The 13,211-nt window shown below is 54.7% G+C and carries 6 protein-coding genes and 1 pseudogene; 4 read left to right on the top strand and 3 right to left on the bottom strand.

All coding sequences use genetic code 11. The features are described 5' to 3' along the window. Positions 1-404 precede the first annotated feature (404 nt). Together ACQZ6D_RS07920 and ACQZ6D_RS07915 are read left to right on the top strand one after the other, a co-directional pair. Positions 405-1,373 carry a hypothetical protein gene (locus ACQZ6D_RS07920; RefSeq protein ID WP_448730304.1) on the top strand — a complete coding sequence of 323 codons (969 nt, stop codon included), beginning with the start codon at positions 405-407 and terminating at the stop codon, positions 1,371-1,373. Positions 1,374-1,382: 9 nt separating this feature from the next. After that, a complete protein-coding gene (locus tag ACQZ6D_RS07915) occupies positions 1,383-2,441 on the top strand; it encodes an OmpA family protein (protein ID WP_448730305.1) in 1,059 nt (352 codons plus the stop codon). Positions 2,442-2,769: 328 nt separating this feature from the next. On the opposite strand, the pseudogene ACQZ6D_RS07910 reads toward ACQZ6D_RS07915, so the two are convergent. From ACQZ6D_RS07910 to traA, 3 genes and pseudogenes are all read right to left on the bottom strand, one after another. Then, positions 2,770-3,826 (bottom strand): annotated as a pseudogene (locus ACQZ6D_RS07910) (IS3 family transposase). 212 nt (positions 3,827-4,038) lie between these two features. Beyond that, positions 4,039-6,144, bottom strand: coding sequence for a DUF262 domain-containing protein (locus tag ACQZ6D_RS07905; protein ID WP_448730306.1), 2,106 nt, complete (start codon positions 6,142-6,144; stop codon positions 4,039-4,041). 229 nt (positions 6,145-6,373) lie between these two features. Next, a complete protein-coding gene (gene traA, locus ACQZ6D_RS07900; protein WP_448730307.1) occupies positions 6,374-10,132 on the bottom strand; it encodes a Ti-type conjugative transfer relaxase TraA in 3,759 nt (1,252 codons plus the stop codon). Positions 10,133-10,512: 380 nt separating this feature from the next. Between traA and ACQZ6D_RS07895 the strand changes: the two genes are divergently transcribed. Both ACQZ6D_RS07895 and ACQZ6D_RS07890 read left to right on the top strand, forming a co-directional pair. Then, on the top strand, positions 10,513-11,544 hold the full coding sequence (locus ACQZ6D_RS07895; protein WP_448730321.1) for an IS110 family RNA-guided transposase: 1,032 nt from the start codon (positions 10,513-10,515) through the stop codon (positions 11,542-11,544). A gap of 677 nt (positions 11,545-12,221) precedes the next feature. Continuing rightward, positions 12,222-13,148, top strand: a complete 927-nt coding sequence (locus ACQZ6D_RS07890; protein WP_448730308.1) for a nucleotidyltransferase and HEPN domain-containing protein — start codon at positions 12,222-12,224, stop codon at positions 13,146-13,148. Positions 13,149-13,211: the final 63 nt, after the last annotated feature.

The following is a 13,211-nucleotide window of genomic DNA, read 5'->3' as shown; positions in this document are numbered from 1 at the left end:
GGCATATAGCGCAACGTTGGTTAGTGGAGCGGGCTTTTGCGGGGACCAAGACATGTCCAAAAAGACGACGTGGCGGGTTCCCGACAAGTGTCGTGGCAATTTCCTTACCGAGGAGGTAGTCGAGGAAAGGTTGTAAGAGGGATTAGTGGCCTCGGCTGGACAACGTCCAGACGACAATCAAGATCATGCCCGGCTACCGTTTCAATGTGCTGGTCGACCAAGGCGTGATGTTCCCCGGTCATTATTCAGACTGAGGGTTGCCAATCCGTGCAAGTGCGCCTCCAGCCCAATCGAAATGGCGAACTGAATCAACTGTTGCACCGCCATTCCATTTTAGAGATACTCAATCTTGGGGCGTGGGATTGGGGCTTTAGAAATCGATGGATGGAGTTTCGGAGTATAGGGTGTTCGGAGACACCCTTGAGCTCTTCGATAATGAAATCAGGCGTTTCATCCGTCGCTATGGCGAACCTGAAACTTTTCCGGGTGCGCAGTTCAGCGAGCTATTTTTTAGGCAAACCTCTGAATTCCATGGTCCGGGAATCGGAGATTTCATCTCTTGGTTCAAGAAATTCGACGTAGAAAAATGGATAAAGTATGAACTCGGGAGGAAGGCGGGTCCGCTCACGTTCGATCACACAGTAAATGTGCAACCGAGCATGGCAGATTTTCTGGTCGCCTGGAAAGCTGTCACGCTCGTCGTTCATCCCATGAGCAGTCGTTGGGAAGGGAACACCGGCTCTATTGTAAGACGATTGATGCGGATCGACTCGGTCATAGTCTGGCAGTTCAGCAAGATCCGTCAGCTGAGAAGCTATGCTGAAAAATGGGGTTGGCACTCCGTACCACTCCATTTGAGGCAGAGATCACTCGATCAAGACAAGCCTGCACCAGTCCTGGACTTCACTGACAGCGCGATGCTCACCTCGCTGGCCTCTAATGAAGATGTGGACGTCGGAGCCTTGCTTGAAAGACCAAATGAACTCTTTGAGTTTCTGAGCAGTGTCCCGCAACTGACAATGAGACAGCCATTACGCGAAGGGGTCGCTGGTTCTTTCGCGATCGCCTTGAAAAGCCTGAAATCGACCTTTTCGGCATACAAAAACAACCCGTCATTGACGACGACCGCTTCCTCATCTGTGACTTGCAAATTCCAAGCAGTCACAGACCCCATCGATGTTCTTTACAGCCTCGCCGCCGTATCACAACGCATGGGCATGGGCGTATCACGTAAAGGCAAGCCTGCACAAAGAAGCATCCCGCCTGCAGATTACTGCTTTGGATGCATCAGACCTGGGCAGACGGATTTATGGGATACGGCCACAAAAACGGTAGACCACGTCAATTTCAACCACAACACCTCGCTCTTTTGAAGATCACTGATGGGTCAAGACACAAACACGTTGGTCGATCTGCTCTACGAACTCGCGGAGAAGGCAGGGCCGCTCTCTCCGATGGCGCTCGCAATCACAGCGATTGTCGCGCTGGCCATCATGTTTAATCTGGTGCATTTCCTCCTTCACAAGAGCAGCCGGTTCGATGGCTTGATTGAAGGTTGGTCGTTTTGGATGATAACACTCCTGCTCGCAGTATCCGCTGCCGTGCTGTACGTTTACAACGAGAGGCAGCCGATCGAATTCAACATTCTGAACTGGATACTGCTACCCATTTTGGTCGCGGTCGTGGGCTTGTTAATCCTCCAAGGCCTTAGCCGCTATGTCCAAGAATTTTCTGCGCAGGGTTTCAAGACCCAAAAATTCCTGGCCGGGACGAACTACAGTGCCGACGCGAAGGCCATTCTCGAAGGAAGGAGAGACGACGTCTCGCTTCAAGGAGAGCCCTGGAAGCCGAGGAGCGGGCAGACACCTCGAAGCTCAGGCGAATGGTTCCGAACGATGGCCGGGCAGATTGACCCGAAAGAATTCTGTGATTTCGTTTGGCCGCAGGAAACCCGCCGCAATCTTCGTTACGTGTTGTGGCTCGGATACTTGATGGTTCTATCGGGCTCAACTTTAGCGCTAGCCATAGTCGCAATTGAGATGGTGGACGTCGGCCGGCAAGACGATTTCCGGATTGACGACGAGCGGATTGAGTTCGCGAGCAACTCAGCGGTTCCCTCAATCTTCCAAAATGGAAGAATGCGGGCTTTATCATATTCCATTATGCGGCAGAATCCGTTGTGCCTGGCCGTTACAGGGCATACTGACTCTAGGCGCAGCGGCATGGGCAATGACGTCCTATCAGAAAGGCGGGCTCAATACGTAGCCGATTGGCTCAAAAAGCAGCAAGGCCTGCAATCCCTCAAAATGTCGGTTAAAGGTAAAGCTGACAAGGAGCCTTTGGTGCCGGAGCAGGGGCTTTCCGGCCCCAAGCTCGAAGAAGCGTGGCAGTCCAATAGAAGAGTGGATATTCATATCGGTCGCAAGCCCGGGGATTGCTGACGTCGCCCATTTTCGAGGTGGTCGCATTCGGCATGGCGCGAGATGAAAAACCGCCCTCGTCGTTTTGATACTACATCAGAGGCGGTTTTGGGATGATCTTGGATGCCAACCTCCCCGGCCGACAGCAATCTTGATCCTCTGCACCAAAAACACGACATCTGGAAGCTGCCCAATATCGCACATTCCGTGCAAGCAAAGTCGGCGGTGGTTATCGAGCTATTGCAGTTGACCTGAGACCCATCTTCCATCCAGTTTTCAGGAGAGTCTGGGGTTTTCTGAACCGCCCCAGGTTTCTGGACCAACTGAGGCTAGAGTTTTCCGGCTTCATTCAGGGAGGCGGGCTGGTTGAGCCTCCTGATTTCATCAGCGAGATCGGCACCTTCTTGCCGATCGCACCATGCGGCCGAAACTCATTATAGTCTATACGCCAATCCTCCATCTTTTCGCGGGCATCCGCAAGGGTCAGGAACCAGTGCTGATTTTGTCGGTCGGCTTGCCCGGTCGTGAGAAGTCCAAGGTGACGCCTTTGGAGTAGGCCCAAAGGTCAAGATCGCGAGACACGAACTCAGTCCCCTGATCGACACGGATCGTCTTCGGGTAGCCAACTTTCCGGCATACCCGTTCCAAGGTTTGCATGACATCTTCACCTCGATAGCTGTGACGTGGATCAAGCACCGGCACATAGCGCGAGAAGGTATCGACCACCGTGAGCACCCGCAGTTTCTTGCCGGTCGCGAGTTGGTCGTGAACGAAGTCCATGGCCCAGACATCGTTCGGTCCAACGGCCATTTGCCGATCTTCCCGCAGCTTGGCTTTGACCCGTCGCTTCGGCGTCTTGTTACGCAGTTGCAGGCCCAAGTCTCTGTAAATGCGATAGGTTCGCTTGATGTTGGTCCCCCAACCCTCGCGCTCCAACAGTACATGCACGCGACGATAGCCGTAGCGAACACGTATCTCGCAGATCTCACGAATCCGACGTTCCAGACCGGCCTGATCGGCACGGCGAGAGGTGTAATGGTAGGTCGACCGATCGAAGTTCAGTGCCCCACAGGCACGCCGGATCGAGATCATCCAATCCCGGCACATGCCTTTCACCATCTCGCGTTTCCGAGCAGGCCTTAGAGCTTTCGCCGAATAACATCCTGCAACATCTCATGGTCCAGCGTCAGGTCCGCGACGATCTTCTTCAACCGCGCATTCTCGTCCTCGAGCTGCTTCAGCTTCTTCATCTCCGGCGGCAGCATGCCCGCGTATTTTTTCTTCCAGTTGAAATAGGTCGCCTGGCTGATCCCTGCCTTCCGGCAGATCTCCGCCACCGACACTCCTTCATCACCCTGCTTCAGAATGAACGCCTTCTGTGCGTCCGAAAACTGCGATGCTTTCATCGTCTTCCGTTCCTCTCCCAGCCAGGAAAATGCACCGGAAAACTCTAACCAAAAACGGTCCAGTTTGAAGGGTTCAGATCAAAGGCCCAATCGGCCCGAAGCGGTGAATTCGGCCAAGTAGATGAACGGTCAGTGAGTAGCGATGAATTTTGCTGACAGCCTGGCTGAACGGAGTCTTCCCGACTGTTACTTAGATTCAGTAATTCAGGAAACTAGGCCGGCGTCATTCGCCAGTCTGCTGCCAATACCCAATCGCCCGCGGAATCCCTTAGATACCAGTCATTCCATCCGTTTCGACTGGTATTGGTTATGCCCCGAGATGCTGCCGAGAAGGACCCGAACGGTGTCGAATATCCCGATACCCATAGTTGCCCATCTTGAATTGCACCTTGGTAATCCACGCCGCCATAGGTGAACTTGCACTTGGTTCCCTCTCCAGGGAGAACCATGCCTTCTTGATAATTGCTAGTTCGCTGGCCAGCCTGTTCGAGAGGTGGATCCCAAAGCGTTTTGGCAATACCAAAGAGTTCTAGCCCGCGCGACGTGATCGAAGCCTCGTTCCAGTCGTCAAAGTCATACAATTCCCTGTTGAGAGCAAGGCTGGAATGCGATCTGACGGCAGGCATTTTCACAGAATACGCGCCGTTGGACACGGAAGAGTTCAGAGCATGGGTCAGCAGCGTGAGATTGCCCAAACGATTAATTGCGCTTGCTCGTTCGGATTTCCGCATCATGTAGTCAATATCGCGCTCTCGTTCGGCGTCATCCATTTGGTTAAATTCGCTGAGAGGCCAATTCTTTTCCCATTGCTGCGGCATAATATGCTCGATTGTCAGCGTCGAATTAATGGTAATATCTTCATTTCGTTTCGACCGCTTTGCCATTTCGATAGCTTCCAGAATATAGCGTAGGCGGGCCTGCCTTGGGCCTTTATATTGGTCGCGCCCGACCCAACCTAGCTCCCAGTCATGATCGTTGGGCCACCTGTCGTTTTCGGATGTACGGCTTGACAGATAATCCAGTAACGCGTCCGTTTTTTTGTATTCCGCTCTACGCATGCGATCGATGATGCCCACGAAGAAGCGATTATACGCCTTTGTGGGTAGTCCACAGATATCGCGACGAAGAATAAAGCTCTCCAACGCGTTGAGCGCGCGGGTCAGGTCGGCCCCGATATCAGCCTCTGTTGCAAGATAAAGAACGAGCGGCATGGCGGTAGATACATCAAATGCGTCGGCCAAGCGTCCGAAGTTGCCGATTGGGTCGTCCTTGCTCTGATCGAAGAGCCGCTTTTCAATCGCTGCCGTTGCGGAAATTGACTCCAGTTCGTGGGTAACCGATGTGAACTTCGTGCCGTCAAGTATCCATCGCCGATAACGTTCAAAAAGATTTTCCACTGAGACCAATTCGCCCGTATGCATAGCTAAATGATCGGTTAGCATCCAGTCCAGCCTGGTGCGGGTTTGGCGTCCGCGTGATGCCGGTTGGCTCCAGAAAGCTCGATCCAGGGGCAACCAGTGTTTCTCGTACAGTTTATCGACCACAAGAGAATGATTTTCCTGCCCTAAGCCCTTCGCTCTTTGAAAAATGAAATTGCGCATGAGGTCGCTGGCAGACAAATCCACGCCGCGGCTATTCAGCGTTTCGAAAATCGTTTGGGGGTCGTCGCCGCCTTCCAACTCTATCGAAACGATAGCCAACCCGTCTTTTAACGCCTCAAAGAGGATTTCAAGCTTGTGCTCATCAAATGAAGCGGCTTCGTTGACATGCTTTTCGATCTTGTCTTTCAAATATGCATGGGCGGCAACTGAACGTCTCACAAAGCCGTCTTCATCAACAGGCGACGGTCCGTACGACTCAACATCAACATCCGGATCAATGATGGTAACAAAGGACCTGCGATCAGTAAGCGACGGCCACAGCTTGAAACGTTCAACTTCCGGATGTTCCATGATGCCGTCATTGAGCAGATATTTCTGGATCTCGCTCTCGTACCGTGAGCCATTTGCTTTTGCCACATCACGCAATGCGGCGAGAAGCAACTGGAATGTAGTTAGTCGTTGCTGACCATCGATAATTTCGAATGCCTGAACTTCCTTCCCGAATGTTTTGACCTGGGCAATGACCATTGCTCCCATAAAATGGGGCGTTAAGGTGGACCGGTCTTCCATCAAGCGTTTCATCGAGCGGGTAATGTCCTCCCAAAGAAGCTCGAGCTGAGGCGCGGCATTCCAAGCATATTTACGCTGATAAAGAGGAATGAGAAAACGCTTCTTTCCATCAAAAAGATCGATTACCGAACGTGTGTATGGTTTCATATCTGCGCCCTAGACTGATTTCCTCTGAACGTAATTTAGAAGAGCCCCAATTGCATCAATAAAGTGTATATTTGCGCAAAAAATCGTGAAGCTAGAAATGGCGTCGGAGCTCAAACCGTACTTAGGAGATCAAGCGAATGGGAGGATTTTCAGCCTCACCGGTTTACCCATGCGTTCTTGCCCAGAGGTCTGGTCGATTGTTAGCCTCGTCGTGATCGTGCGTCCCTCACTATCGGCTCAACCCAAGCCCCTGCGACCGGTTAAGCTGCCGTTTCAGCGCGTGGTCATGGCTAAGCTCGGCCATGCGCGTTCGGTTCACGATACGGGCTGTCATCTGAATTTGCTCGGCCTGCTTTGCGAGTTCCGGGCGTGCCGCTAGCTCTTCGGCGAACCTGCGAGGATCAGAACTACCAAACCGCCGCGTGAGCGCTTCGGCCACCAGCCTGGCCTCACCGAGCGCGGCACGGCCCTCAGCCGACGATCGCAGCTCTTTGATGAACTTGCTTCGCTTCTCGACCGGCATCTTCTCCACCTTGGCAAGGATTTCGGCGCTGCGCGGCGTGAGACCAGGCACCTCGATGATATCACGCTGCTCACGCTGCCATTGTTCGCTCTGACGTTCTTCGCCAAGCCGGCGCTCCCATGCCTCGGAGACGTAGCCAATGTGGGCAGACAGAGACCTGGCGTATTGTAGTGCCTCTTTCCGCTCCTTGTTGTTTCCGAACAAACCTGACCTGCCGCGTAGCTCCCCGAACCGCTCGGGCTGCTCGGCCATGGCCTTTGCCATGATCTTACCGTTGCCTTCCTTCTCGCTCATCGCGGTACGCAATCTCGCGGCGACCTCGACCGGATCACGGAACACGCGTCGCGCAACTGACTCCACCGTATCGAATCTCTGATCGATGACGGACATGGCCCTTTCGCGGGCCACGTCTTCGATGCTGTGGTCGTGACGCGTGATCGCTGGCACCAGCGGAGCTGGCTTGCCGGGTTCCGTCGGCAATTGCTGGCCGATAGCTTCTGTGGGGGCAGGGACGGCGCCGTCTTGCGACATGAGTTCGGACCACCGGATGCGGCGGTATCCTTTGTTGTCCTCAGCCCTGTGCTGATCTTCGCGGTGAACAGGGCCGGCCAGATCGCCGGCACGTTCCTCGTAAACCTGCTGACGTTCTGATGGCCGGCCCTGCTGCTCCCGTTGCAGATGGGCCGCACGGGACAAGACCTCTTGACGCTCATCCCGTCCGGACGCAAGTTCGATCTCGCTCCTGACCCCAAACTCTTGACCGATCCATTGGTCGTTTACGATCCATCTATCGCTTGCGATCCCGCGCCGCTCGGCAAAGTCGCTGATGTAATCCAGCGTGGTTTCCTTCGCGCCGGAACGCGACAGGCGGCTTGTCAGCTGCTCGTACGCCAACGCGTCACCCTTGACGACACGCCATGCATTGCGCTCGGCCTGGGTGCCATCCGGAAGCGTGACAGGCGTGGCGCCTTCACGCTGCAGGGAAATCCTGTCCCCGATCTTTGGCGATGCATCTCGCATGGTCCGCTTGAGATCGACGCCCCACACTGTGCGCTGCTCGCCCTTGTCGTTCTCCAGGGTCACAAAATAGCTGTCGCGTGATTGCGGATTATGCTCGTAGGGCGCAACGCCGTGATCAACCAGCCGGCCCGCATTGGTGAACTCCTTGATGTCGGCATAGAGCTGCACGCTGTCTCGATGCCTGGTCATGGCAACATAGGTCAGATGCCGGTCCATGGTGCTGGACGCCAGCACAAAAGCGCGATCCACCGTCGCCCCCTGGTTTTTATGGATCGTCGTCGCATAGCCGTGGTCGATCGCCTGATAGCTGTCTGTCGGAATGCTGACACTGTCGCCGCCTCGACCATCGAGCCGGGCGATGATCTTGCCCGGCTCCACATGCTCGACCGTGCCAAGTATGCCGTTTTTCACACGGAGGTCGCGGTTGTTTTCGAGGAAGATGATCCGGTCACCGGCGGCGAAGGCGCGTTTGCCGTTATTGGTCTGGAACACGCGTTCTCCAACATCCTCACCACCTACTCCGTCCTCACCATTCCCACGGTCTCCACGGTCCGCACCGTCGCTCAGCCTGTGTCTGGCCTCCGGCCTTTGTCTGTTTTGAAGTTCAGAGCGGATGGCGGCATTGAGGGCTCGCACATCGGCGCGGCGATGCGCCATGGCAACCCGGGTGCCATCGGCACGCTTCTCACTGTCGGCAAGATAATCACGCACGATCTGCGCCATCGCCTCCTCGCGGCTTTCCGCAAAGTGGATGGCGCCGTGCTCGCGGTAGGCGGCCAGCCCCTCGGCCGTCTTGTGGGTCGCAAAGGCAACCGATGCCTGTCTCTGCCAATCATGGCGCTGGCGGCGTATCCCTGAAAGTTCGACATGGCCAATCTGCTCGGCAATCGCCCTGAAGGGTGCACCAGCCCCGATCGCCTGGAGCTGCTCATGGTCGCCGACGAGAACGATCTTTGCGCCGCGCTCTTCAGCCTCACCAATGAACCGGGCAAGCTGCCGGCTCCCGACCATGCCGGCCTCGTCAATGACAAACACGTCACTGCGACCGATCAGATCCCGACCATGGTCCCAACTGTAAGACCATGACGCCAGGGTGCGGCTCTCCATGCCAGAGCTTTCCTCAAGACCCTCGGCTGCCTTTCCGGCCAGTGCGGCACCATGGACCTGATAGCCTTGAGCCTCCCACGCCTCGCGAGCGGCTGCCAGCATGGTGGACTTTCCAGCACCGGCAAACCCGACCACAGCCGCGATGCGTTCTGGACCTGTAATTTGTTTTATCGCGTGACGCTGTTCGTCCGACAATCCGGCTGAAGGATCGCTCGCAGCCGACAGTCCGCTGGAGCTTTTGCGAATGGCGTTATCCTGCTTCTCCATCGCACGCTCGACATGGCGAGGATCGACACCATGGGACTGCGCCTGATGTAACCGCTCCGCCGATCGCTCCATGCCAAGTTCCAGATCGATCATGTCCCGCGTCGAATAGCGGGCATTGGACACTTCGCCTGTCTCGGCATCGGTGCGCTCAGCCTGAAGTTCCACGAGCGCTGGCGACGCCATGACAGCCGCAAAGGCGTTCTGGAATGTCTGTGCGTCATCGTTGATGTAGCGATGCAAGGTTTTGGCGATATCGTGGCGATCGAACACGCTCTTCTCATGGCTGATCAGCGTCAGAACCTGTTCCGGTTTTTGGCGGATCAGCTCGGCATTTTGCCGTGCTGCCTCGTCATCCAGCCGCCCGCGCTCGACGGCCATTCCTTGCTGGCGCATCTGCGACGCATGCACGCCCATATGTTCGGTCGGCGATAACTCAAGACCGCGCTCCATATGCGAGCGATGATCGATGCGAACATCCAGGCCTTCGCGTTGCAGCTGACGGTTGGCGATGCCTTCCCATGACTGCCGGATATCGCGAAGCTGCATGTCGGTCGTCGCCATGCCATTTGCCAACAGCCGTGCGTTCTTGTGCTCAAGAACAGTCTTCTCGCCAAGGCCGGCTTTGCCAACCTGTCGCGTCGTCATCAGCACATGCGCATGGTGGTTCCTGATATCACCATGCTCACTCGGCGAATGGATTGCAAAATCCACGGCCGCGCCATAGCGGTTTGCCAGATCCTGGGCAAAGGCGCGTGCAGCCTTTAGTCGTCCCTCTGGCGAAAGCTCATGCGGAAGCGCGATTTCGAATTCGCGGGCGACGCGGGCATCTTTTCGCTTTTCTGCAAACTCGGCAGCGTTCCACAACGAAGAGCGATCCAAAGCCCAGTCGGCAGACACGCCTTGCGGCAGCACGATCTCGATATGCTCCACACCCTCTTTGCGGGTGAAGTCATGGACAAGGCCATCGCGTTGATTGACGAGAAGAACCGCGCAACGGTAGGCGGCGGATGCCACGGCGCTTCGGCCAGATGAGCGCGAGACAGGTTTCGTGCTGAGATGATAAATCGCCAAACGAAATCTCCGATACGCAAACGGGGAGACCAAACGCCCAAACGCGCCGCAAGTCGTAAGTGCGCCCTTGTCTGTTTACCGGTGGCGAGGCTAGCAACATCGAAGAGTGATTTCGACTACTAAAAGTAGTAGTCGCCTGGTGGCAATTTCTTGTGTTTGAGCAGGGAAGCGAACGCATCAATCAGGGAAAGTGAGTTTCTCCCACTGAAACAAATGCGGCATTCGGTCAGGTCGATGTCAGGGGACATCGAGACTTTGATCAGCCGGCTCTCCGAGACCTGAACGAACACCGAAGACGGCGTTATGTGCTTCACATCATCAATTTGAAATCGAGCGATGATATCGTGGCATCGATCCCCAAGGTTTCAAGGGAGCGGCCGATGCAGGACGTGGCGACGGTAGGGCTTGATATAGCCAAGCAGGTTTTCCAGGCGCATGGAGCAGATGCGAGCGGAGAAACCCTTTTCAACACGAAGATCAAACGCGAGAACGTTCTGGAGTTTTTCAGCAAGCTCAAACCATGCCTGATCGGAATGGAGTCCTGCGCTACAAGTTATTACTGGGCACGCCAGTTACTAGAATTTGGGCATGACGTGCGGTTGATCCATACCCGTTACGTGAAGCCCTTCGTGAAACGGGGCAAGACCGATGCCAACGATGCGGAGGCGATCAATGTTGCGCTTACGCAAAAGACAATGCGCTTCGTTCCAGTCAAAACCCTGAACCAACAAGCGGCGATTACGATTTTTCGAACTCGCAGCCTTTTTGTTTCACAACGGACTCAACTCGTAAACGCACTGCGGGGGCACCTAGCGGAGGCCGGCCTGGTAGCGGCAAAGGGCATTCAAAATTATTCTAAATTACTCAAACTGATGGAAAGTGCAGCAGATACCGTCCTGCCGACAGTTATGAAACAGGCTCTCACCGACATTTGCGACCAGATACATCGATTGAATGATTTGGTCACGAAACTAGACAAAGAGATTGAGCGACGTGTCCAACACGATGAGAACGCGTGTAGGCTTCTGACGATACCTGGTGTTGGCCCGAAAACTGCAATGTGCGTTATTGCGACAATTCCTGATATCCATCGGTTTCCGTCTGGCCGCCATTTCTCTTCATGGCTGGGTCTTACTCCTCGCACGCATTCAAGCGGAGGTCGTTCGGTTCTTGGGCGCATTACGAAAATGGGGAATAGCGAACTCCGAACGATGCTTTATCTCGGGGGCACAGTAATCATGATGCGAGATAAGAAAACTCCAATCGGTCGTTGGGCCAGTCGATTGCGCGCGAGACGACCGTACAAAGTTGCCGTTATCGCTGTGGCAAATCGTATAGCGCGCATCATTTGGGCTCTTTTGACAAATGGGGGAGTTTACGATCCGACATACGGCCGAGAAGCCTCAGCGTGACGCAGCGATAATCTTGGGCGTTTGAATAGGTGGTGGTCGGCGGTAAGCTAACGGGTAGCGCACTAGAGAGCGAATTGTCCGAATGACTAGATGTACCTGGAGTACGGGACCGCTATAGGCATTTGCTCTGCGTTTCGCAAAATGGCGACCTTGAGAGGTTATGCCGTCAGGACTCATGCAGCGCTTCCAATTGCCTTGCCGTCGATCATCCATCTAGCGGGTCGCTTCCAATTAGGGGGCGGCCCGCACTCCTGTCTGGATGGTGATGGCCGCCTCCATGACCGTGCCTTTCTTGACGTGGCTGTGTTACCAAAATTGCGTCGAAGTGAGAGGCAATGCAGGCGGGCATCTGGCTGCAGCGGTTGGACAGGGTGCGTCGTTAACGGTCCTTCGTAACCTCTGCGCTCCACTCAGTCGGCCACCGTATGGCGCCCGGAGCGCCTGCGATTGGGAAAAACCGGGACGCGATATACAACCTAGGATAAAGTACCATTGAATGTTCGCTATTGAGGAATGAGGGTATTCCAATACCATTTGCACAAATCAGAGCCGGTTGCCTCAAGATCGAATGTGCATCGTCCAGGAAGACAGGCATTCGTTTGGTGTCTACCAAAAATCGGAGTTTCAAAGGCCTCTGGAATGGCCCATACAGGATACCGTCCAGAAACGGAGCAGACATGAAGACCAGCCTTGAACATTTGCCGGAACGAAAGCAACGCGAGCTTGCGCGCGTCGTCGGAATTATCCAGGAAGAGTTTGCTGATCTGGTGGAGCGCTCCAAGTCTGACGCCAAGAAGGATGGACGTATTTTCAAAATCATTCTGTTCGGTTCTTACGCGCGTGGCACCTGGGTGGATGAACCGCATACGTCGAAAGGCTATCGCTCGGATTTCGACATTCTTGTCATCGTCAGCAACAAGGAACTGGCCGATCCCAAATACTGGGACAAGACAACAGACCGGCTGATGTGGGACAAGGAGATCGAGACGCCTGTGAGCCTCATTGTCCATGGCGCTCGCGAGATCAGCAATTTTCTGCAGGAAGGGCAATATTTCTTCAGCGACATCCGACGGGATGGCATTGCGCTTTACGAACTCGACGATAGGGAACTCGCCGAACCGAAAGTCTTGATGCCGCACGAAGCTTTTGAGGTAGCGCGAAAGAATGCTGCCAATCGTTTCAAGGTGATCGATAGTTTCGTGAATTTCTCACTATTCGGCCTGCAAAACAGAGACCTTCCGGGCACTGCCTTTCAGTTGCACCAAGCAGTGGAGCATATGTACGGCGCTCTACTTCTTACCCTTACAAATCACACGCCAGCATCCCATAACCTCAAATTCCTAAGAGGACTTTCCGAGGATCGTGATGTCAGGCTGATCGACGCTTGGCCTCGCGACCAAGCCAGATATGTCAGCTGGTTTAATCTTCTCAATGAGGCGTATGTGAAAGCCAGGTATTCTGAACACTATGAGATGTCAGAAGAAGGTCTCTCTTGGATAATGAGCCGAGCATCGGTGCTCTACGACATTGTTAAAGTGGTGTGTGCTGAACATCTCCAAAATCTTGAACGGGCCGCGGGACAAGCCGCAAATTCCAGCGACTGAGCTTCACGGGTGGCAGAATAATCCTGAGCCCAGGCAACAGCCACCACAGCGTCATGAACCATA

The organism is Agrobacterium sp. 22-3639C2 (assembly GCF_053522105.1).
This window is presented reverse-complemented; position numbering and strand designations above follow the sequence as displayed.

What these genes read in the sequence shown, in the direction of transcription:
- ACQZ6D_RS07890 (WP_448730308.1), top strand. Translation starts at nt 12,222, where the DNA reads ATGAAGACCAGCCTTGAACATTTGCCGGAACGAAAGCAACGCGAGCTT.
- ACQZ6D_RS07915 (WP_448730305.1), top strand. Translation starts at nt 1,383, where the DNA reads ATGGGTCAAGACACAAACACGTTGGTCGATCTGCTCTACGAACTCGCG.
- ACQZ6D_RS07895 (WP_448730321.1), top strand. Translation starts at nt 10,513, where the DNA reads ATGCAGGACGTGGCGACGGTAGGGCTTGATATAGCCAAGCAGGTTTTC.
- ACQZ6D_RS07905 (WP_448730306.1), bottom strand. Translation starts at nt 6,144, where the DNA reads ATGAAACCATACACACGTTCGGTAATCGATCTTTTTGATGGAAAGAAG.